We start from the raw sequence: 22,172 nt of genomic DNA, 5'->3' as shown, positions 1-22,172 counted from the left end.
TCACGGACGTCGGCCGGGTGACCGACCCGCGACGAACGTAACGAGAGCCCTTATGGACTGTCATGCCGGACATGTCCAAGGTGTGACACCATGAGTCCAACCAAGTGAAAATGCGGCAGATGTCGCATACCGGTGAGATATCCACGCCTCGCAGGGCCTCTTGCCCGTTGAGATCCGTTCTGCGTGGGCGGCGACACCGGAGCGGCTACGGTCGGTAAGTCAGTTACCACGCATTGCCCACACAACTGCGCTCACCGACCCCCAGGAGCACAGTGGGGACATGGAAGTCCGAGCACGCGCGGCCCGCCACCAGCAGCGCGGACAACGGAGCTGGGCGCTGCTGCTGATCCCGCTCGCCCTCATCGCGGCGATCACCGTGGTCGATCTCCACTCCCCCACCAGCATCCACCTCGGCCCGCTCCTGGTGATCGCCCCCGCCCTCACCCCCTCGTTCGCCGGCCTGCGCCCGACCGCCCTCGTCGGAGCCCTGGCCATCGCCGCGCAGGTCCTCATCGCCTTCCTCCACGGCGGCCTCACCACCAGCAACCACATCGCGCAGATCACCGCGCTGACCGTCCTGTGCGTCCTGATCGTCATGTTCACCGCCATCCGCGAACACCGGGCCAGACAGCTCGCCCGGGCCCAGTCGGTCGCCGAAGCCGCCCAGCGCGCCCTGCTGCGCCCGCTGCCCGAACAGATCGGGCCGCTCCAGATCGCCACGATGTACCTCGCCGCCGAAGAGGAGGCACAGATCGGCGGCGACCTCTACACCGCCACCCGCACCGCGGGCGGCACCCGCATGGTCATCGGGGACGTCCGGGGCAAGGGCCTGGCCGCCGTCGGCGAGTCGGCCCTGCTGGTCAGCGCCTTCCGCCTCATCGCCGCACAGCACGACACCCTGGCGGACCTGGCGTCCACGCTCGACCACAACGTGGGGCGCTACCTCACCGACTTCGCGCAGGAGAGCGGCGAGATCGTCGAGCACTTCATCACCGCGATCCTCCTCGACCTGCCCGACGACGAGCCCGTCGCCCGCATGACCAACTGCGGACACCCGCCGCCCCTCCTGCTGCGCGACGGCCGCGCGCTGCCCGTCGACTCCGTGCCGGCCGCTCCACCCCTCGGCGTGCACGACCTCGGCGACGGCAGCTACCCGAGCGACGACTTCCCGTTCGAAAGGGGCGACACGCTGCTGCTGTACACCGACGGGGTCACCGAGGCACGCGACGAATCCGGCGAGTTCTACCCGCTCGCCGATCGCGCCGCCCACTGGACCAGGTGCTCCCCCGAGGCTCTCGTCAACCACATCCGCCGCGACCTCCTCGCCCACGTCGGCGACCGCCTCAACGACGACGCCGCCGTCATCGCCATCCGGCGCGCCGAACCCACCGTCGCCCACGCCGCCGAGCACGGCGAGCACTGTGGGAACCCGCCCCCTCCGGGAGAGTGATCCACCGCCGAACCGGCAGGTCGGTGCCGGCGGCCGTACGCGGCTGAGATCCGGCCGACGAGCACGGCGAACGCCGTGCCGAGGGCCTCGTGCGGTTCGCCCGCCGTCGAACGCCGATCAGCGGACCGGACGAGGCCCCGGCACGTCGGTCTCCCGTCATCCCGTCCCGGTGGTGAGCACCATGCGGAAGCGGGCGCTGCCGGAGAGCATCCTCCGGTACGCCTCGTCGGCCTGGCCGAGCGGCGCGGTCTCGATCATCGGGCGGATGCCCCGCAGGGCACTGAACGCCATGGTGTCCTGGACGTCCTGCGCGGTGCCGGACGGGTGGCCGCGAACGGTCCGGCCGCGCATGAGCAGCTGGACCGGGGTGATCCGCAGCGGCTCGCTGTCCGCGCCGATGACCACCAGTTCACCCCGGTGGGACAGCCCGTCCACGGTCGCCGAGATGGCGGCGGAGTTCGCGGCGGTGGCCAGGACGACCCTGGCGCCACCGAGGGACTGCAGCGCGTCCGCGACGGGCGTGCCGGCCGTACTGTCGATGTAGTGGTGCGCGCCGAGCTGCTTGGCGAAGTCGGCCTTGTCGGCGCCGCGGGCGATGGCCACGGTCTCGAAGCCCATGGCGGCCGCGTACTGCACACCCAGGTGGCCGAGGCCGCCGATGCCGAGTACCGCGACGAGGTCGCCCGGCCGTGCGGAGCTCGTCCGCAGCCCGTTGTACGTGGTCACCCCGGCGCAGGCCATCGGCGCGGCGTCGGCGGCCGCCAGCGTGTCGGGGATCCGGGCCAGCGCGTCGACCGGCACCACCGCCGCCTCGGCGAAACCACCGTCGTACGCCCAGCCGGGGACCTTCAGGTTCAGGCACAGGACGAAGTCGCCCTGCCGACAGGGGGCACAGTGCCCGCAGCTGCCGCCGAACCAGCCCACCGCCACCCGGTCGCCCACCTGCCAACCGGTGCCCTGCGTCCCCTCGCCGAGCTCGTCGATGCGCCCGGCGATCTCGTGCCCGGGGACCAGCGGGAACCGGACGCCCGGCAGCGCGGCGTTCACGAACATGGCGTCGCTGTGGCAGATCCCGCAGGCCTCCACGGCGACCCGTACATGACCGGGGCCCGGCCGCGGCACCTCACGCTCGACGATCTCGAACGACCCGCCGACGTCGGCCACCTGTGCCACTCGATAGGTACTCATCCGGATTCCTCCCGCTGCACCGGTACGACCACCCCTCGGAACCAGCAGACCAGCTCCGGCCCGAAGACGCTCGCCGAGCCCGGACCCGGAGCGCGCCATCGGCCGCGCCCCCGGTGGCGCGGAGGACCCGCGCGCCCCGGCGCACGAAAACGACTCGTCCCTGCGCGTGTACGCCTTGGTCCGTCCGGGTGTCATGGCCTGGACTACCGCTTCCCGGCAGGGGAAGCTTCTGTCGCATGTCACTGAGGGTGACTGCGGGTGCTGCGCCCTGACTGTGGGTGAGCCGCCCCGATGCGTCGAGTCCAGGGACGGAACCCATGCGAACGAGGATCACCAGGCACCTGGAGGCCGCCTTCCCCGAGCTGGCCGTCGGTGTGAAGGCCGCGCCTGGACGCCGGCCGGTCCTGCCACCGGAGTTCAACTGGCGCGACTACACCGTGCTACTGCTGCACGTGGCCGCGGAGATCGAGCACTCGCTGATGGTGCAGTACCTCTTCGCCGCGTACTCGCTGGGCGGACCGCAGGTCCCCGAGCACCTGCGCGCGGACGTGCGGCGCTGGCAGGAGGTCGTCCTCGGCATCGCCAAGGAGGAGATGGGCCACCTGCTCACCGTGCAGAACCTCCTGGTCGCGCTCGGCGGCCCGGTCCACCTCAGCCGGGAGGACTATCCGTGGGGCACGGACTTCTACCCGTTCCCGTTCACGCTCCGGCGGCTCACCTCGGAGACCCTCGCCCGGTACATCTGCGCCGAGAGCCCGCCCAACTGGACCGGCGAGGAGGCCGAGCGGATCCGGCAGCTGGCCGCCGGCAAGCAGGGCGTGCCGGTGAACCGCGTGGGCGCCCTCTACGACCGGCTGACCGACATCCTGGGAGACCGCGGCCGGATCCCGGACGCCGCCTTCCAGGCCGAAACCCTTCCCTACCAGGCCTCCTGGAACGAGTGGGGCCGCGGCTACACCCTTGGTGAACGCGGTCGGGACGCCGGCAACGTGCCCGAGACCCAGTCCCCCGACCTGCTGATCGTCGGCGTCTCCTCGCGCGACTCCGCCCTGAACGCGCTGAAGCTCATCGGCGAGCAGGGCGAGGCGTTCCCCCCGCTCCAGGCCCCCGTCCCGGCGCCCGACAGCGCGGCCGGCACGGGCCCGGGGGAACTCTCCCACTTCTTCCGCTTCCTGACGATCTTCCGCGAACTGGAGCGGCTCGACCCTTCCGACCAGGACGCCGTCGCACGGCCGGTCGCCGAGAACCCGCGCACCGACCACCGGCTCAACGAGGAGACCCTGGCCCTGACGCACGCGCTGGCCCTCGCACCCGACCAGCCGCGCCCCGAGGTCGCCCCCATCACCCACCCCGAGGCCGCCCGCTGGGGCCACCTGTTCAACCTGCGCTACCGCATGCTGCTGACCGACGTCGCGCACGCCTTCCGCCTGATCGGCCCGCTCGACAACGGCACCGCCCTGACCGCGCGCGGATCGCTGATCCACCGGACCTTCGGCGAGATGTACAACCTCCGGGCCGTCGCCGGGATGCTGCTCCAACTCCCGCTCGACCACGAGGGGTCCACCGGTCTGCTGGCCGGCCCGCCGTTCGAGATGCCGTACACGCTGGACCTCCCGGCGGGCGACCGTAACCGCTGGCTGCTCCAGCGCGACCTCACCGAGGCCTCGCTGCGCGCCGTCGACGCCCTGCTGCGGACGACGCTGACGACCGAGGGCGAGGCGTACCTGCGCGCGCTGCGCGAGACCGACGTCCAGGCACGGGACTTCGTCGACCGCGTCCTGGCCGAGCGCTGAACGACCCCGGGGGAGCGACCAACCACCTACGAGGAGAGAGCGTGGCCATCAAGGAACTCCGGGTTCTCCCGCCCCTGGCGATCGGCCGTCTCGGCGCGGCCGCCCGGCCGATGGACAACTACGAAGCGCTGGCGGACCCGCGCCGCCCGCTGGCGCCCCGACAGCTGCGACCGGCCCCGACCTTCGAGGTGGATCCGGACAGCGGCGCCATCACGTCGTACGAGGCCCCGTCCGAGCTGCGGTTCACCGAGAACGGCGACGTCCGGCCGGTCGCTCCGTTCCTGGAGGTCTGGGCGCTGACCTCGGAGCCCGGCCGGGAGGACGTGCTGGAGCCGCTGACCCTCGACCTGCTGGCCCGGCACGGGCTCGGCCCCGAGGACGTGCACTGGACGGTGCACGTGGGCAATCACAAGATCCACCGCCGGACCGGCGACGAGAACGACCGGATCGACGCGCAGGCCGGCCCGTTCCACGACCACGAGATGCACCCGCTGAACGGCACCTGCCCGAACTTCTGGGAAGGCCGGGAACTCCCACTCGGGCACGTCCGGTACCTCAGGCCCACCCCCGAGTTCCCCGGGATCCGGCTGCGCTTCACCCCCGCCGCCGGCCGCGTCTACGGCTCCGGCAAGGAGGAGCAGCCGACGCCCGACCCGAACGTGACGGCGTTCCTGTACGACGCCAACCGGGGCACCTGGCTCGGCTACCACGACGACACCTCCAGCCCCCGGGTGACCAACCCCTCCCAGATCTACGCCGGGTCCTCCGACCAGGACGGCAACTGGGTCAGCAAGGGCTATCTGGACGACGAGTGCGACGGCCTGGTCAGGGCGGAACTCACCGTCGACGGAACCCTGTTGAGCGCCTACGGCCGGATCGGCGCCGGCCCGCCGGCCTACGCCCCGGACAGCTTCCCGGTCCGCGCCGTCGCGGACGAGCTGGAGCAGGCCATGTTCGGACCCACCGTCACCGCCGACGAGGTCTCCCTGGCGGCCGCCGAGGAGGTGGTCCGGCGCGCCTTCGACACCGTCCGGCTGATGAACACGGCCGTCCTGAACGGCAACACGGTGAACGGCCAGGTCCGTGGCGCCTCCACCATGGTCGCCCAGGACACCAACGACACCGGCCGCCTGTACGAGCCGATCATGGCTCCGTCGCTGGTCGACCGCACCGCGCTGCTGAACCTGCACCAGCAGGTGCTCACCGGCCTGCGCAGCGGCACGGCACCGTGGTTCGCCGATGTGCTGCGCGACTTCGACGACGCCGGCGACCTGTCCGACAAAGGACGGCGCAAGATGCCGGCCCTGATGCGCGGCGCGGACGGTCGCTCCCTCGCGCTGACCCGCCGCCAGGTCGACCTCGTCCGCAAGGTCGCCCAGCGCGCGATCTTCACCGACAACGGGCCCGCCGGCGACGCCACTTCGGCCGCCGCCTCCGAGGAGCAGGGATGACAGAGCCCCGACCGATCACCTCGATCCAGCCGACGAACCTCTCGGCCCAGCTGCACTACCGGGCGCCCGGCAATCCACCCAGCACCCTGCCGGCCGCAGCCATCTCCAACGCCTTCCCCGGCCTCGAATTCGACTTCCGCAACATCTGGCGCCGGATCTTCGAGGGCATCGAGCTGCACGAGGCGGACAACCTGGTGGTCCGGGCCGACCCGGACCACCAGGTCCTCGAAGGCTGCCGGCTGCTCCGGGTGGCCGGTGAACCGGTGGTCGGCAGCCTGGTCGGCCCGCAGTTGCCTCGGGGGGCGTCCGGCCCGCTCACCTCGGCCGCCAACCCCGACGGTGTGACGATGCTGGAGTGGTCCAACTCCCTCGCCAAGGTCCTGGACGACCATGCCGGTCGCCCGGTGACCTGCGAGTTCACCATGCAGCCGAGCGACAACCCGGTCGGCATCCCGGACGACCCCACCAAGCTGCGCTCGGTCGACCTGGTCGTCCGCCCGTTGTTCGCCGTCAGCGAGGCGGCGCAGGACCGGCTGGCAGTGATCGACGAGCAGCTGGTGCAGCCCGGCGACCTCACCCGCAGCCTCTGCTCGCCCTGGCAGAACGACTACCGCGAGTGCGCCTGCTACTACTGGGCGGCCAGTCGGCCCGACTACGTCAACGTGGACGTGGACGAGCAGGGCGTCAGCGTCGGCAACCACTGGCTCTCGGTGCACCGCGAGCCCAGGGAGTACGTGCTCGACAACGGCCGGGACACCCGCCTCCTGACGTACGACGACCTCTTCCGGGAGTGGCAGCAGCACCTGCGGTTCATCGTCGGTGGCCGGGACTACCCGGACCACCGCTGACCATCCGGACCATCCGGACCATCTCTGGCGAGGCCCATCCGATGAATCCCTCCCCCACCGGATCCGCGACCCGCGGACCCGCCCGCGAGCTGTTCGAGCTGTCCACCCCGGCCAGCCCCGACCTCCACCTGCTGCGTACCGAGGTCGGCCGGCACGCCCTCGTGGTCAACGGCAGCCGCCTGTTCGACCTCGACGCGGACAGCTACCGGGCCCTCGACCGCGCCCGGCAGGCCGGTGACGGCCCCGAACTCTCCCGGCTGATGTCCGAACTAGGGCTGGACGCACCGCAGTTGATCGACGACCGGCCGCCCGTCGAGCCACCGGTACGCGCCCTGTCGCTCTCGGTGGCGCAGAAGTGCAACCTCGGCTGCACCTACTGCTACGCCCAGCAGGGCAGCTTCGGCCAGACACCCACCAGTATGCCGGTCGAGACCGCGCTCGCCGCGGTCGAGCTGCTCTTCCGTGCCGCCGCACCGGGCGAGCGGGTGAACCTCTCCTTCCTCGGCGGCGAGCCGCTGCTCAACCGGCCGGTCGTGCACGCCGCCACCGAGCACGCGGCCCGGCTCGCGGCGGAGCACGACGTGCCGGCCACCTTCTCGATCACCACCAACGGCACCACGGTGACGGCCGCGGACGCCGACTTCTTCGAACGGCACGGCTTCGCGGTGACGGTGAGCCTGGACGGCACCCAGCAGGTGCACGACTCGCTGCGCCCGTACCGGGGCGGACAGGGCAGCTTCCGGAAGGTGATCGCCAATGTGGCCCCGCTGCTGGCGGCGCAGCGCCGGATGCAGGTCTCCGCCCGGGTGACGGTGACTCCGCACAACCTCGCCCTGCGGGACACCCTGGATGCCTTCGTCCAACTCGGCTTCCACAGCGTCGGCTTCTCGCCGCTGCTGAACTCCCCGACCGGTCGCGGCGAACTGACCTCCGCCGACCTCGAAGTGATGTTGGATCAGATGGTCGCCTGCGGTGAGGAGTTCGAACGGCAGGTGGTCGCCGGCCACCGCTACCCGTTCGCCAACCTGGTCAACGCGCTGCGCGAACTCCACCGGGGCACCCACCGCCCGTACCCCTGCGGCGCCGGCGCCGGGTACCTGGGCGTCTCGGCGGAGGGCGAGCTCGCCGCCTGCCACCGCTTCGTGGGCGATGCCCGGGGCGCGATGGGCAGCCTCGACCGGGGCGTGGACCGCGACCGCCAACTGGCCTGGCTGAGCGAGCGGCATGTGCACCGCCAGGAACCGTGCCGCTCGTGCTGGGCGCGCTACCTGTGCGGCGGCGGCTGCCACCACGAGGTGATCGACCGCGGCCGCCCCGCCTGTCAGTACATCCGCGGCTGGCTGCACTACGCCCTGGGCGCGTACCACCGCCTGCTCGCCCGGAGGCCCGACTGGTTCCTCCCCGGGCCGGCCACCGGGACACCGGTGTGAGCGAGCGGAGCGAGCTCACCCTTGAGGGGTGCGCGTGGGCGAATGCCTCCGCCGAGCGAAGCGAGGCGGGCGCATGAGCGTCGGGGCGCACCCCTCAACGATCGACACCGAGATCTGTGTCCTCGGCGCCGGACCGGCGGGGGCCCTGTGCGCCCGGCGGCTGGGCGAACTCGGCCACCGGGTCCTGCTCGTGGAGCGGCATCCGTTCCCGCGCCCGCACGTCGGCGAGGCGCTGACGCCGGCCGTCTGGCCGCTGCTGGACAGCCTCGGGCTGCTGCCCGCCGTACGCGGCGCGGGCTTCCTCACCCCCACCTGGTCGAGCGTGCGCTGGGCGGACGAGCAGGTGCGTCGGGTTCGCCTGCCGGCCGGTACGTGCGGACTCACGGTCTGCCGCGGACGATTCGACCAACTCCTGCTGGACACCGCCCGAGCCGCCGGCGTCACGGTGCTCCAACCCGCCCGCGCCCACCGGCCCGACCGCCGCGCCGAGGGATGGGAGGTGCCCGTCACGACGCCCGACGGGGCCCGGCTCCTGCGCGCCCGGTTCCTGGTCGATGCCACCGGGCGGTCGCGGATCCTCGGCGGGCGCGTGACGCGCACCGGCCCGCGGACCGTCGCGCTGTACGCGGCCTGGCAGGTCGAGACCCGGCCCAGCCCGCCGACCTGCCTGGAGGCCGGGCCGCACGGCTGGCTGTGGGGCACGCCCCTGCCGAACGGGGCCTACCGGGCCATGGCCTTCACCGACCCGGAACAGCTGCACCGGTCCGGCGTCCGCCGCTCCTCCCTCGCCGGCTTCCTGCGAAGCCTGCTGGACGGCTCCGAACTGCTGCGCGGACTCGCGGGAGAGCGGCCCGCGAGCGCGGTGGCGGTCTGCGACGCGACCGGCTACCACGACCCCGACCCCGTTGCCGAGGACCGCATCAGCCTGGGCGAGGCGGCCTTCGCCCTCGACCCGCTCTCCTCCTCCGGAGTGGACAAGGCCCTGCAGACCGCCATGGCCGGGGCGGTCACCGTGCACACCCTGCTCGACCCGGGCGGCGACCGGAAGGCCGCGCTGGCCTACTACCGCGACAGCCAGCTCTCCTCGGTCGAACAGCACGCACGCTGGACCGGCGGCCACTACGCGGAACACCTCCCGCACCGGGGCAACAGCTTCTGGCGCCGACGCGCCCGGCCGCTCCCCGCCCCCGGGCCGGCCGCCTCGCCCGCGCCCCGCACGAGCCTGGCCGCGCTGATGCACCGGCGGGTCCGGCTGGCACCGGCCGGTCGGCTGACGAGCACCCCCTGCGTGGTGGGTGACCAGGTGGCGCTCCGACCCGCGCTCACCCACCCCGCGCTGCCCCAGCCGGTGGCCTACCTCGGTGGGCACGCACTCGCCCCACTGGCGGAAGCCCTGCGCGGCGAACACACACTCGCCGAGGCCCTACGGGCCTGGGGCCGCACCCTGCCGGCCGAGCAGGCCCTGGCCGTCGCCGCCTGGCTGTACGAACGGGACCTGCTGGTGCTCCAGCCGTGACCGGCACAAGGGGCGCCTCCCATCGTGGTGACGCCACGCGAGGTCGGCCGGGCCGCCAGAATGCCGTGGCCGGCACCCCGGGGACGGCGTCAACGGCGGGAACGGTGAAGGAGGTCCACGCCGGCGCCCACGAGTCCGCCCAGCGCCACGGCGGGAATGATCGACGCCGTCCAGGGCCCGCCCGCCAGCACGCCCGAGACCACCACCAGCGCGAAGACAGCCGCGGCGACCGCCCGGGCCGCGGTGGATCGGGGCAGTAGCGGTACCGGATCCCCGTTCCGTCGGCGCCGATTCACCTTGACAGCTAGCAGAACCGCCGCGACCTCGAGGAGCGGCGGCGCCAAGTCGTGGGTCATACGAACGGACGCTACGCGAAAGTCGTCAGGATGTCATGGGCGGTGGGCAGTTGGTCGAGTCGCCCCGGGTCGCCGGTTCGCAGGGGGGTGGTGCGGCACGGGCAGGCGTCGATCCGCGCGGGGCGCCGGGCCGTCACGAAGGCCTCGGGGAGCCCGTCGATGAGTTCGTGCGGTGTCGCGCCGTCCGTCATGCACATCATGAGACAACTCGGCCGGCCGGGTGGATCCGGTACGCCGTCCGGCGGGGACTCGGGTCGAGGGGAACAGAACCGGTCACCGCCTGGTTGGGGCAGGTCGACGAGCTTGTGGCACTCCCGGAACGAGGGCTTTCCCATGAAGATCGGCATCATCGGCGCGGGCAACATCGGCGGCAACCTGACCCGGCGGCTGACCGCGCTCGGGCACGAGGTCTCGGTGGCCAACTCCCGCGGCCCGGAGTCGCTCAAGGCACTGGTCGAGGAGACCGGCGCGACGGCGGTGACGGCAGCCGAGGCGGCGAAGGGCGCGCAGGTCGTGGTGGTCACCGTCCCGCTGAAGAGCGTGCCGGCCCTGCCCGCCGGGCTGCTGGACAGCGCGGCCGAGGGCGTGGCGGTGATCGACACCGGCAACTACTACCCGCAGCAGCGCGACGGCCGGATCGACGCGATCGAGGACGGCGGGCTGACCGAGAGCCGCTGGACGGAGCAGCACCTCGGCCACCGGGTGGTGAAGGCCTTCAACGGCACCTACGCCCAGGACCTGCTGGAGCGCCCCCGCCCGGCGGGCGACCCGGAGCGCCTCGCCGTGCCGGTCGCCTCCGACGACGAGGCGGCCAAGCGTGTGGTGCGGGCGCTGATCGACGAGTTGGGCTTCGACACGGTGGACGCCGGCGGGATCGACGACTCCTGGCGCCAGCAGCCCGGCACCCCGGTGTACGGGCTGCGCGAGGGCGTCGCGGCGGTTACCCGGGCGCTCGCCGAGGCCTCCCCGGAGCGCCCGGCGGCCCACCGGGCGTAGCCGGCGGGGCACGACCGAACGGTGTGACCGGCAGGGCGTCACGGGCCCGGGTCGGCCTCTCCCCGGAGCGGGGAGAGGCCGACCCGGGTGGCGCGCTCAGTTGATGCTGACCGCGGTGTCGTCGAGGACGAAGGAGGTCGAGTAGTACGCGTTCTCGTAGCCGGTGAACTTCAGGGTGACGCTCTGGCCCGCGTACGCCGACAGGTCGAAGGTGTGCTGGGCGTAGCCGGTGTTGGCGTCGAGGTTGGAGTAGGTGGCGAGCGTCCCGAGCACGGTTCCCGAGCTGTTCAGGACCTGCGCCTTGAGGGTGTGGTAGGCGGTGGTCGTGCTGGGGTCGGTGGTGTCGACGTGCAGCCAGAAGCTCAGCTGGTACGACGAGCAGCCGCTCGGCAGGGTGACCGCCTGGGCCAGGGTGTCCGTGTGGCTGTAGCCGTAGCCGTCCAGCCAGGCGTCCCAACTGCCGGTGTGCGGAGGCTCATTGGTCTTGTTGCTGATGACTCCGCTGGTGGCCGTCCAGGGTGCGGCGGTGCCGGTCTCGAAGCCGGGGTTGCCGAGCAGTTGCTGCGGTGGGCAGCCGCCGGGCCTGGCGCTCGCCTCGGTGCTCTGCGCACCCTCGCCGATCGAGTTCACGGCGCTGACCTTGTAGTAGTAGGTCTGGCCGTTGGTGAGCCCGGTGTCCGTACAGCTGAGCACGACGCCGAGGGCGGAGCAACCGCCCGTGGTGAGCTGGGTCTCGCCGCCGCTCGCCGTTCCCCGGTAGACCCGGTAGGCATTGATGTCGACGCCGCCGTTGCTGGTGGGGGCCGTCCAGTTCAGGGTGGCCTGTCCGTTTCCGGCGGTGGCGGTCAGGCCGGTGGGGGCGCCCGGGGCCGTCCCGGCGATGGGTGAGGCCGTGACGCTGACGGTCGAGGTGGCGGTCTTGGCGGGCGTGGAGGCGTCCGTGACGGTGAGGGTCGCGGTGTACGTCCCGGCGGCGCCGTAGCTGTGGCTCGGGTTCTGCGCGGTACCGGCTGCCGAGCCGTCACCGAAGTCCCAGCTGTACGAGTACGGCGGGCTGCCGCCGGTGGCGGTGCCGGTGAAGGCGACGTTCAGCGGGACCTGGCCGGAGGTCGGGGTGCCCGAGGCACTGGCCGCCAGTGGGTTGCCGACGGCGCTGACCGTGAGGGTGACGGACGAGGTGGCGGTCTTGGCGGGCGTGGAGGCGTCCGTGACGGTGAGGGTCGCGGTGTACGTCCCGGCGGCGCCGTAGCTGTGGCTCGGGTTCTGCGCGGTACTGGCCGCCGAGCCGTCACCGAAGTCCCAGCTGTAACCGTAGGGGGCGGTGCCGCCGCTTCCGGAGCCGGTGAAGGCGACGTTCAACGGCGCGTTGCCGGTCGTCGGTGTGCCGGTGGCGGTGGCCGAGAGCGGGGTGGAGCCCTGGATCCAGAGGTCTTCCAGGGGGTCGCCGAGGCCGCCCTGGTCCGCGGTGGTCATGGGGAACGTCGCCAGGCCGATGTTGTCGTTCGGGTCGATGACGCCCGGGTGGACGTTCTGCATCGTGCGCTCCATCGCGGCCAGCACGTTGTCGGTGGTGTACGCGACGTGGGTGACGTAGCCCTGCTTCATGTACTTCGGCGAGGCGACGATGACGGTCGGCACCCGGTAGGTGTTGCTGACGTGGTCCGGGCCGTTGCTGCCGTTCTGGGTGTCGTCCTCGGTGACCACGATCACCGTGTTGTCCTGGTAGGCCGCGTTGCCCATCAGGAAGTCGGTGATCTGCTTGGTGACGGCGTCGTTCTTCGGGATGTCCTGGTACGTGCCCGGGTGGTCGTTGAACAGTTCGACGTACGAGTACGTCGGTAGGCCGTTCGCGGTGACGAAGTTCTCGTAGTCGGTGGCGACGGTCTGGTCGTCGTCGTTCTGCCCGCAGCAGGTGTAGTGGTTGTAGTTGAGCTCCTCGGGGATGCTGGTGCCGGGGCGGTTGACCGGCAGTGCCTCGACGGCGTTGGTGGCCGGGTTGAGCCAGTAGCCGCTGCCGGTGCTGAGCATCCAGTAGAAGTCGCCGTTCATGATGAACGGGTAGCCGCCGTTGGGACCCTTGAGGAAGCGGTCGAACTGGGTGCCGGTCGCGGCGGGGTAGGACTGCTGCCGCGAACTGGACGCCGACTGGCCGGAGAAGAGCCACCAGTGGTTGGGCCCGCTGGGCGGCTGGGTGCCCGTGCTGTACGCGTCCATCAGCGCGTAGTTCTTGGCCAGGGTGTGCAGGTTGGGCGTCGAGCTGATGTGGTTGGTGCTCTGCACCTGCCCGTTGCAGCCGGCCTGCACGGTGGTGGCGCAGTCGCCGAGGTAGTCGTCGAAGGTGTGGTTCTCCCGGTAGAGGACCACGAAGTGGGTGAAGGGCGGGAAGTACGGCGCGAGCGGGTTGACCGCCTGGGTCGGCGAACTGACCGTCGCCACCGCGTCCTTGGCCGTCCTGCCCTTCGGCTGGTTGGTGATGTGGAAGTTCCCCGGCTGCGGGAACTTGGCGAACTCGACGCCGGGAGCGGCGAAGGCGGCGCCGGTGCAGTCGTAGTCGTCGGGCTTGTAGGACTGGGGTCTCTGCCCCTCGGGCAGGTCCGTCGCGTCGTCCGGGTCGTCGCCCGGGTTCCAGTTCTTCAGCGAGCAGGAGCCGACGCCGCTCGCCGGATGCGGTCCGGCGACTCCGCTCGGGCTCAGCACTGTTACTCCCAGTGCCAGCACGACTGCCACCGTGCCGGCGATCCGTGTCTTCCACCTCATACCGAAACTCCTCCAGCAGAGTCCGCGTGTGGTGCACGACACCCCCCGGCCGTATGGTCGCGACGGACCGACCGCCCGGCAAGGGTCGCGGCACAACGCGCGTAGAAATAAAGCGGATCGACGCCAGGCGTTCGGCCGCCGTTGACGGCGAGGCCGCTGCGGCTCCGCCCTGGCGGGGCCGGGTACCGACCGTCGGTCGGCGCACGTCCGGGCGCCGGCGGCCTCGTCGGCGACGTCCGCGAGGAGCGTCGGGAAGACGTCGGCCGGCGGGGTGAGCGAGGTCTCGGCCGCCCGCTTTCTTAAGCGGTTCTTACGAACTCGCCTCCCAGCTCGTCGGCTTGACGGGCCGTGGACGAAGCACCCGGACAGCCGTTCACCCGAACGGGTTTCGGGCGGACCGCCGGAGCACCGTGCGCGAGAACGGATGTCGATCCGACGTCCGACGAGCCATTGAGGCCGGGCCACTCCCATGCCTACACTCGCGCCCGTCCGTGACCTTGCGTCCCGGAGCCCCCACGTACCCGGGCCGTTCGATCCGACCCGGGTTCCTCGCCGATGTCCCCCAACCAACCCTCGTGGAGGACTACTTGAAGGCTCGAACCATACGCCGCATGCTCCTGGCGGGGGTGAGCAGCCTGGCCCTCGCGGCCTCCGGCGCGCTCGCCGTCCCGGCAGCCGTCAGCGCCGTGGCCGCCGACTACCCGGTGGCCCATCCCACGGTCGCCGACTTCGCCCAGGTGTCGACCGGCGCCACTCCCCCCACTCAGACGCAGTGCGCGAGTGCGGGCCGCCGCTGCTTCAGCCCGCAGGCGATCCGGGCCGCCTACAACCTGGGCCCGCTGTACGCCAACGGCTATGACGGCCGCGGCCAGACGATCGCCATCTTCGACTCGTACGGCAGCGACACCATGGCGCACGACCTGCACGTCTTCGACCAGGCGTTCGGCGTCAACGCGCTGTGCGGCGAGGAGGGCGTGACCTGCCAGCCGGGCATGCCGACCTTCAGCGAGCTGCACGTCCAGGGTTCGCCGGGCACCACCGCGCCGCCGCCCACCAGCCACGGCACGGGCCAGGAGAACAAGGCCGCCTGGGCGCTCGAAGTCGCGCTCGACGTCGAGACCGCGCACGCGATGGCCCCGGGTGCCAACATCCTGCTGGTCTCCACGCCCACCGCGGAGACGCTCGGCACTCAGGGCTTCCCCGCCCTGATGAACGCCGAACAGTACGTCGTCGACCACCACTTGGCGAACGTCATCTCGCAGTCCTTCGCCTCCGCCGAGGGGGCGTTCGGCAGCCCCCAGTCGATCGAGCCCCTGCGGCACGCCTTCAAGTCGGCGGCCCTCAACGGCGTCACGGTGCTCGGCTCCTCCGGCGACAACGGCACGGCCGGCTCGGAGAAGACCCCGGTGAAGTCGGGCGGCACCACCCTCCCGTACCCGTCGGTCGAGTGGCCGGCCTCCGACCCGCTGGTGACCGGCGTCGGCGGCACGTACCTGTGCACCGACCCCAACGCGACCGGCGGCCGGACCGTGGACAGCACCGACAACCCGGGCAATTGCCAGGCCAACCCCGGTGCGGGTGAGGTCGGTTGGACCAACGCGGGCGGCGGTTTCAGCCAGGTCTTCGACAAGCCCGCCTACCAGTCGGCGCTGCCCGCCGGCTCGACCCCGATCGGCGCCAAGCGCGGCGTGCCGGACGTGGCCCTGCAGGCCGCCCCCGGCACCGGCGCGCTGGTCTACCTGTCGCTGCCGCCGGACGGCTCCTCGGGCCTCAACTGCGGTGGCACGCCGTGCAGCACGGGCTGGTACGACATCGGCGGCACCTCGCTGTCCTGCCCGCAGTGGGCCGGCCTGGTCTCGATCGCGGACCAGATCAACGGCGGCGGCCTCGGCCAGATCAACCCGGCCCTGTACAAGCTGAGCACCGACCCGGCGAAGTACGCGGCCGACTTCAACGACGTCACCCTCGGCAACAACACCGCCGACCCGACGGTGCCGGGCTACCCCGCCACCACCGGCTGGGACCCGATCACCGGTCTCGGCACGCCCAACGCGGCGAACCTGCTGCCCGACCTGGTCAGCGCCGCCCACACCGGGTGAGTCCCCTGGACTGACCGCACTTCGCCCCGTCGAGCCGTTGCCCGACGGGGCGAAGTCGTGCGTGCGCGGCCGGTCAACCCGAACTCCCCCGCACCACCAGCTCGCAGGCCAACTCCACCCCCGCCGTCGGCGCCGGCTGCCCGCGCACCTGGTCGAGCAGCCGCCCCACCAACGCGACGGCGATCGCCTGCAGCGGCAGCCGGACCGAGGTCAGCGCCGGATGGAGATGGCGACAGAGCGGCGTGTCGTGGAAGCCGGTGACCGCGACCCCGCCCGGCCCGACCGTCAGCCCCTCCGCCCGCACCGCCTCGTACACGTCCAGCGCCAGCAGGTCGCTGCCCGCCACGACGGCGGTCGGCCGGTCGGGCCCGCGCAGCAGCGCCCGTACCGCCGCGGTCGCCGGGCCCGCGGCCACGAGGGCGGACAGCCCCAGCCGACGGGCCTCCGCGAGGAAGCCCGCCCGCCGCGCCGCCATCCAGGGCAGGTCCTCGGAAGCCCCGAGGTAGCCGATCCTCCGGTGGCCGAGCGCGGCGAGGTGGCGCACGACGGCGGCCATCGCGGCGTCGTTGGCGACGTCCACCCAGTGCTGCGGCTCACCGGGACCCGTCCGGCCGAAGGTGACGAACGGGACGCCGAGCCGGGCGACGTGCCCGACCCGGGCGTCCTCGCGGACCACGTCCGCCAGAACCAGCCCGTCGACCTGGCGGGCCGCCACCAGCTCGTCGAGGGCGGGCGACGGATCCGCCGTGGGCGGGACGGGCCGGAACAGCAGCACCCGCTGTCCCTGGGCCCCGGCCGCGTCGACCAGGGCCTCCAGGAAGCCGGCCATCAGCGGGTTGGGGTCGAAGGGGTCGTCCACCGGGGCGAGGTAGCCGATGGTGCGCCGGGCGCCGCTGCGCAGCGAGCGGGCCGACTGGTCGGGCTGGTAGCCGAGTCCGCGGATCGCCGCGGTCACCCGCGCCAGCGTCGCCGGGCGGACCCGGTGGGGGGCGTTGAGCGCGTTGGAGACGGTCTGCCGGGACACCCCGGCCGCGCGGGCGACCTCCTCGATGGTGGTGGCGCCGCGCCGCGGTCGGCGTGGTCCCTCGGGCATGCCGTCCTCCAGGCCGGTGATCGGGGTGGTCAGGGGCGGCGCAGCGTCAGCAGCCCGCCGCGGGGTACGGGGATCCCCTGCACCCGGTCGAGCTCGACCTCGCCCTGCCGGACGATACGCCCCCGGGCGTCCTGCACGGTGACCGCGGCCGTCCCGCTGACGCCGGTCAGCCGGACGTCCGGGTCGGCGTCGGCGTTGGCCACCATGAGGGTGCGCCAGCCCGTCCCCGAGGCGTCCACCGGCAGGGCCGCGTAGCGGGCCACCACGACGGTCCCGGCGCCGAGGGCGGTGACCATCGGGTACCCGAGGTCCGGGCGGGCCGGGCGCAGCTCGCCGAGCTGCAGGGTGTCGAGGTGGGCGCGGAAGACGCCCAGCCAGAAGGCGATCGTCTCCCGCTGGGCGGTGCTCTGCGCGGCGAGGTCGACGGAAATCTGCGGCACCGAGAACAGCACGTTGATCAGGTGGCAGGCGATCTGCTCCGGCGGCTCGGCCGGGTGCCACATCAGCATGTCGGAGTGGACCGGGACGGGTCCGGCGGCGAGCCGCAGATCGACGGTGCGCTTCCGGTTCACCTGCGGGCCGAGTGGGCAGTCGGTCGCGCGGATCATGGTGACGTAGGGCCACAGGCCCGGGCTGACGTACGGCTGGCGGTGCTCGACCATCGCCTCGGGGTCGGCGGCGGTGATCCGGCCGCGGATGGCGGCGAGCAGGCGCTCCACGCCCTCGTCCACGTCCGCGCAGTCCGCCTCCGGGCCGGCGGCGGGGGGCTCGGCGCGGACGAACGAGTCGACGAAGTCGACCTTGAGGCCGTCCATGCCCCACTCCTCGACGGCGCGGGCGAGCCGCGCGGTGAGGAAGTCGCGGACCTCGGGATAGCGCGGGTCGGCGACGATCGCGCCCAGGTGCGCGACGTCGGCGAGGGCGTAGCGTCCGAGCTTCTGGTACGCGGCGCTGTCCTTGCCGATGAACGGCAGTGCGTACCAGAGCAGGTAGCGCACGCCGAGCTCGTGCACCCGGCGGACGTGGGCGGCGGTGTCGGGCAGTGAAACCGGCTCCCAGTCACCGCAGTGGGCATAGCCGCGGGTGCGGTCGGCGGTCATCCAGCCGTCGTCCACGATGATCACGTCCAGGCCGAGCTGTTTGCCGAGCGCGGCCTGGGTCTCGACACGCTCGGGCGTGATGTCCTGGTGCATCGAGTACCAGGTGGAGTAGGCGGGGCGGCGGGCGGCGTCGGGGATGTCGACGGTGCGGCCGCTGCCCCACCAGACGGCGAGGTCGGCCAGGCAACGGGCGAAGTGCCGCCCCGAGGTGTCGATCCGTACGGTGAGCCGGCCCTCGGCCTGGGCCCAGAACCGGAACTCGCCGGTCTCCTCGACCACTCCGGCTCCGACCAGCACGTCGGGGGGCTCGGCGGCGAAGGCGCACAGCGCGACGTCCCCGGTGCCGACCAGCGCGGCGATCGGCGCGCCGGCCGCGAGGCCGGTACGGCGCGGGGCGCTCCACGCGGCGGGCAGCCAGCCGGTGCCGCGCGGCTCGGGGGTCCAGAAGGCCGTGGCGTCCACGCAGGGGACCCGCCACTCGATCCGCACGTCCCCCGGGCTCTCGGCGCTCACCTCGACCACTCCGTCGGCGACCGCGCAAACGGTGGCCGCGCCGCTCGCCTTCAGGTCCAGGCCCTGCGCGGACAGCGGGCGCAGGCCGCCGGCGACGGTGGGGGCGTGCGGTTCCCAGATGTCGTTCAAGGTCTCGGACATGCTCAGCCTTTCGTGGCGCCGGCCAGCAGGCCGGAGATGAACTGCCGCTGGAGGACCAGGAAGAGGACCATCATCGGCAGGGTGGACAGCGCGGTGCCGGAGAGGATCGCGCCGTAGTCGGTGGTGCTCTTGTTGCCGTACAGGGTCGCGAGGGCCACCGGCAGGGTGTGCATGTCCGGGCTGCGCAGGGCGATCAGCGGCCAGGCGAACTGGTTCCAGGAGCCCAGGAACAGGAAGATCGAGAGGGCCGCCAGGACCGGCCGCATGACCGGGACGACGACGCTCCACAGCACCCGGAACTCGCCGGCGCCGTCGACCCGGGCGGCGTCGAGCAGTTCGTCCGGCAGGCCGCTCAGCGACTGGCGCATCAGGAAGATCGCGAAGGGCACGCACAGGCCGGGCAGGATGATCGCCTGGTAGGAGTCGAGCAGCCCGAAGCTCATCATCATCTTGAACAGCGGTACCAGCATGACCTGTTCGGGCACCACGAGGGTGGAGAGCAGCAGCGCGAAGAGCAGGGTGCGGCCGCGGAAGCGGAACTTGGCGAAGGCGTAGCCGGCGAGCAGCGCGACGATCAGCGCGCCGGCCGTCTGGACTCCGGCCACCAGCAGCGAGTTTCCGATCACCCGGAGCAGCCCGATCCGGTGCTGGAGCCGGTCCAGGTTGTCGCCGAGGTGGCCCCCGGGGAGCAGTGCGGGCGGCCAGTCGAAGATGTCGGTGTCCTTCCGGGTGGTGGCGATCACCAGCCAGTAGAACGGGCCGACGGACAGGCCGGTGACGGCGGCGAGGAGGAAGGTCAGCGGCCAGCCGCGCAGTTTCCTGAGGTTCATCTGTCCTTGTCCCCCATCAGGCGCATCTGGACCGCGCCGAGCACGGACACCAGCAGGGTGAGCGCGTAGGCGATGGCGGAGGCGTAGCCGAAGTCGAAGTACCGGAAGCCGTTCTGGTACAGGTACATGGACACGGTCAGGGTGGCGTTGTCCGGGCCGCCGCCGGTCAACACGTACGGCTCGTCGAAGAGTTGGAGCGTGCCGATGGTGGACAGCACGACGGTGAACAGCAGCACCGGACGCAGCGCGGGGACGGTGACGGCGGTGAAGCGGCGGATCGGTCCGGCGCCGTCGACCATCGCGGCCTCGTACAGCTCCCGGGGGATGGACTGCAGACCGGCCAGGTAGATGACGGCGTTGTAGCCGGTGTAGTGCCAGGTCATCACCAGGACGACCGACATCCGAGCCCAGAACGGCTGGCCGAGCCAGTCGACGGTGGGCAGGCCGACCGCGTCGAGCAGCCAGTTGACCGCGCCGTCGTCGGTCCTGAGCAGGAAGGCGAACATCACGCCGGTGGCGACCAGGCCGGTGACGGCGGGCATGAAGACGCCGAGTCGCCACACGGCGCGCCAGCGCACCAGGGCGGAGTTGATGCCGACGGCCATCAGCAGGGCCAGGCCGAGCATCAGCGGGACCTGCACGACGAGGATCTCGCCGGTGTTGCGCAGTGCCGTCCAGAACAGCGGATCGTCCAGCAGGCGGCGGCAGTTGGCGAGTCCGGCGGCGCGGGTGGCGGTGCCGGATCCGGTGGTGAAGGAGAGCAGCAGCGAGTCGACGATCGGGTAGGCCTTGAACACGCCGAAGGTGACCAGGGCGGGGGCGATCAGCAGGTACGGCAGGGCGGCGCGGCGCCACTGGGGACGGCGGCGGGTCCGTGCGGCTTTCTCGGCGAGGACGACGGGTTGGGCGGCGGCGGTCATGCGATGCCGCGTCCGGTCTGCTGGGCGAGCTGCTTGGCGGCGTCCTGGAGGACGGCGGCGGGGTCGCCGCCCTTGAGGAAGACCTTGGTCTGGGCGTCGCCGGCGAGCTTGAGGGCACGGGCGTAGTCACCGGAGTAGTTGGTCGGGTCGCCGCCGTCGACGGCCAGGTCGGCGAAGGTCCTCAGGACGGGCTGGCCGCCGAAGTACGGGTGGGGCGCGGCGTACATCGGGCCGGTGTAGGCCGCGGTGAGCGCGGGGAAGACGCCGCCGGCCTCGAACATGCTGTTGACGGAGTCGGGGCGGGTGAGCGCGTACTCGACGAACTTCCAGGCGGCGCGGCGGCGCGGGCTGGCGGCGGAGACGGCCAGGTGGGTGGAGTTGACCAGGGCGGTGCGCTTGCCGCCCGGGGTGACGGCCGGGGGCTTGGCGAGGCGCCAGTTGCCGGTCTGGTCGGCGAACTTGGACTCCAGGTAGTGCGCGGCCCAGGCGGGCGTCGGGGCGACGGCGAGCTTGCCCGCCTTCATCGCGGTGGCCCAGCCCTGGTCGCCGGGGGCGTCGGCGATCAGTCCGGCGTCCTCCAGGCGCTTGACGGTGGTGAGGGCGCGCACGCACGGCTCGGAGGCGAGGGTGATCCTGCCCTGGAGGTCGAAGTAGAACGCGCCCTGGAGCTGCATGAGGGACTGCAGGAAGTCCAGGTCGGGGGCCGGGTTGGCGGCCTTGCTGATGCCGATGAGGGAGATGCCCGGGTTGGCTGCCTTGAACCGGTCGGCGACGGCGATCAGGTCGTCCCAGGTGGCGAGGGTGGTGGGGTCGATGCCCGCCTTGTCGAAGTAGTCCTTGCGGTAGAAGAAGCCGAGCGGGTTGACCTCCCAGGGCATTGCGTAGACGTGGCCGTCCTTGCCGGTGACGACGGGCCACAGGCCCTTGGCGAACGTGTCCTTGTGCGCGTCGGCGCCGTAGGCGGAGAGGTCGGCGAGGCCGCCGGGGAACTTCTCCAGGTAGCCGGGCAGGTAGTCGCAGCCGATGTGCAGGACGTCGCCGAGGCCCTGGCCGCCGGCCGCGAGGCCGACGGTGATCTTGTCCCAGATGGCCGGGTTGCCGATGTCCTGCACGTCGACCTTGATGCCGGGGTTGTCCTTCTCGAAGGCCGGGACGACTCCACGCAGGGCGGCGGCGGCCGTGGCCCAGGACCAGACGGTGACGGTGCCGGTGTCGGCGTCCCCGCCCGAGCCGCCGCCCGAGCCGGAGCTGCCGCAGGCCGCGAGGGTGCCGCCGGCGGCCAGGGCCAGCAGACCGGCTCCGGAGGTGCGGAGCAGGTCTCGACGGGAAAGGTGTGACATTGCATTCCTCTCTGTGGGGCAGCGCAGGGGGCGAGGGAGACAAGGGGGCCCTGCGGGGCGTTCGCTTTGAACGTTCAAACACACAAAACAAACCAGAACCCAACAGGTTCACACGAGCGGGAGCCAGCAAACGCCCGCCCGCCGCACGCCGTCAACCCCCGCGCACGCGGCGAGCGAGCTCCGAGACCGATCCGTTACCAGCCCTGCTCGGCACCCGGACGGCCGAGGAAGCCTCCAATGACGGCGGGGGGGGGGCCGCCCCAGGGGGGCCCCCGCCCGGGGCCGGGTGGGGGTGGTAAGCGGGCGTGGGGGGGCGGGCCCAGAGGCCGGGGGGCGGGGGGGGGATGTGGT

General features: G+C 72.3%; 17 protein-coding genes. 8 read left to right on the top strand and 9 right to left on the bottom strand.

Annotation, left to right across the window (positions count from 1 at the left end; translation table 11 throughout):
- Positions 1-280: 280 nt before the first annotated feature.
- A complete protein-coding gene (locus ACGF12_RS26910) occupies positions 281-1,450 on the top strand; it encodes a PP2C family protein-serine/threonine phosphatase (RefSeq protein WP_393035101.1) in 1,170 nt (389 codons plus the stop codon).
- Between the two features lie 156 nt (positions 1,451-1,606).
- Here ACGF12_RS26910 and ACGF12_RS26905 read toward each other — a convergent pair whose 3' ends face one another.
- Complete coding sequence (locus ACGF12_RS26905; protein ID WP_393035098.1) at positions 1,607-2,638, bottom strand: alcohol dehydrogenase; 1,032 nt, start codon at positions 2,636-2,638, stop codon at positions 1,607-1,609.
- Between the two features lie 317 nt (positions 2,639-2,955).
- Here ACGF12_RS26905 and ACGF12_RS26900 point away from each other — a divergent pair, with 317 nt between their 5' ends.
- From ACGF12_RS26900 to ACGF12_RS26880, 5 genes are all read left to right on the top strand, one after another.
- Positions 2,956-4,431, top strand: coding sequence for a ferritin-like domain-containing protein (locus ACGF12_RS26900; protein ID WP_393035095.1), 1,476 nt, complete (start codon positions 2,956-2,958; stop codon positions 4,429-4,431).
- 41 nt (positions 4,432-4,472) lie between these two features.
- Complete coding sequence (locus ACGF12_RS26895; protein WP_393035092.1) at positions 4,473-5,882, top strand: hypothetical protein; 1,410 nt, start codon at positions 4,473-4,475, stop codon at positions 5,880-5,882.
- Positions 5,879-6,730, top strand: a complete 852-nt coding sequence (locus ACGF12_RS26890) for a LodA/GoxA family CTQ-dependent oxidase (RefSeq protein ID WP_393035089.1) — start codon at positions 5,879-5,881, stop codon at positions 6,728-6,730. Before ACGF12_RS26895 ends, ACGF12_RS26890 begins: the two co-directional genes overlap by 4 nt.
- 41 nt (positions 6,731-6,771) lie before the next feature.
- The gene (locus ACGF12_RS26885) at positions 6,772-8,160 is read left to right on the top strand and encodes a radical SAM protein (protein WP_393035086.1); all 1,389 of its coding nucleotides are present in this window, start codon (positions 6,772-6,774) and stop codon (positions 8,158-8,160) included.
- A 73-nt stretch (positions 8,161-8,233) separates the two neighbouring features.
- Positions 8,234-9,676: an NAD(P)/FAD-dependent oxidoreductase gene (locus ACGF12_RS26880; protein WP_393035084.1), complete on the top strand. Its 1,443-nt coding sequence runs from the start codon at positions 8,234-8,236 to the stop codon at positions 9,674-9,676.
- 89 nt (positions 9,677-9,765) lie between these two features.
- On the opposite strand, the gene ACGF12_RS26875 is transcribed toward ACGF12_RS26880, so the two are convergent.
- Both ACGF12_RS26875 and ACGF12_RS26870 read right to left on the bottom strand, forming a co-directional pair.
- Complete coding sequence (locus tag ACGF12_RS26875; protein WP_393035081.1) at positions 9,766-10,032, bottom strand: hypothetical protein; 267 nt, start codon at positions 10,030-10,032, stop codon at positions 9,766-9,768.
- A gap of 11 nt (positions 10,033-10,043) precedes the next feature.
- On the bottom strand, positions 10,044-10,223 hold the full coding sequence (locus tag ACGF12_RS26870) for a hypothetical protein (protein ID WP_393035078.1): 180 nt from the start codon (positions 10,221-10,223) through the stop codon (positions 10,044-10,046).
- 142 nt (positions 10,224-10,365) lie between these two features.
- Here ACGF12_RS26870 and ACGF12_RS26865 point away from each other — a divergent pair, with 142 nt between their 5' ends.
- Positions 10,366-11,028: an NADPH-dependent F420 reductase gene (locus ACGF12_RS26865; RefSeq protein ID WP_393035076.1), complete on the top strand. Its 663-nt coding sequence runs from the start codon at positions 10,366-10,368 to the stop codon at positions 11,026-11,028.
- 96 nt (positions 11,029-11,124) lie between these two features.
- On the opposite strand, the gene ACGF12_RS26860 is transcribed toward ACGF12_RS26865, so the two are convergent.
- Entirely contained in the window at positions 11,125-13,785 is a 2,661-nt protein-coding gene (locus ACGF12_RS26860; RefSeq protein ID WP_393035073.1) for a PKD domain-containing protein, read from the bottom strand.
- A gap of 611 nt (positions 13,786-14,396) precedes the next feature.
- Here ACGF12_RS26860 and ACGF12_RS26855 point away from each other — a divergent pair.
- Positions 14,397-15,884, top strand: coding sequence for a hypothetical protein (locus ACGF12_RS26855; protein WP_393035071.1), 1,488 nt, complete (start codon positions 14,397-14,399; stop codon positions 15,882-15,884).
- A gap of 73 nt (positions 15,885-15,957) precedes the next feature.
- Here ACGF12_RS26855 and ACGF12_RS26850 read toward each other — a convergent pair whose 3' ends face one another.
- The 5 genes from ACGF12_RS26850 to ACGF12_RS26830 are packed head-to-tail and all read right to left on the bottom strand — an operon-like array spanning position 15,958 to position 21,821.
- Complete coding sequence (locus tag ACGF12_RS26850; protein ID WP_393035068.1) at positions 15,958-16,977, bottom strand: LacI family DNA-binding transcriptional regulator; 1,020 nt, start codon at positions 16,975-16,977, stop codon at positions 15,958-15,960.
- 29 nt (positions 16,978-17,006) lie between these two features.
- Complete coding sequence (locus tag ACGF12_RS26845) at positions 17,007-18,731, bottom strand: glycoside hydrolase family 36 protein (protein WP_393035065.1); 1,725 nt, start codon at positions 18,729-18,731, stop codon at positions 17,007-17,009.
- Between the two features lie 2 nt (positions 18,732-18,733).
- Complete coding sequence (locus ACGF12_RS26840; RefSeq protein WP_393035062.1) at positions 18,734-19,561, bottom strand: carbohydrate ABC transporter permease; 828 nt, start codon at positions 19,559-19,561, stop codon at positions 18,734-18,736.
- Complete coding sequence (locus tag ACGF12_RS26835; RefSeq protein ID WP_393035059.1) at positions 19,558-20,481, bottom strand: carbohydrate ABC transporter permease; 924 nt, start codon at positions 20,479-20,481, stop codon at positions 19,558-19,560. Before ACGF12_RS26835 ends, ACGF12_RS26840 begins: the two co-directional genes overlap by 4 nt.
- Positions 20,478-21,821 (bottom strand): ABC transporter substrate-binding protein, encoded by a 1,344-nt coding sequence (locus ACGF12_RS26830; protein ID WP_393035056.1) that lies wholly within the window; start codon positions 21,819-21,821, stop codon positions 20,478-20,480. The genes ACGF12_RS26835 and ACGF12_RS26830 overlap by 4 nt, the downstream gene beginning before the upstream one ends.
- Positions 21,822-22,172: the final 351 nt, after the last annotated feature.

Origin of the sequence: Kitasatospora sp. NPDC048296 (assembly GCF_043201815.1) — a bacterium.
In the GTDB taxonomy this organism is placed as follows: domain Bacteria; phylum Actinomycetota; class Actinomycetes; order Streptomycetales; family Streptomycetaceae; genus Kitasatospora.
The sequence above is the reverse complement of the archived record's forward strand: the minus strand, read 5'-3'. Positions and strand labels throughout refer to the sequence as shown.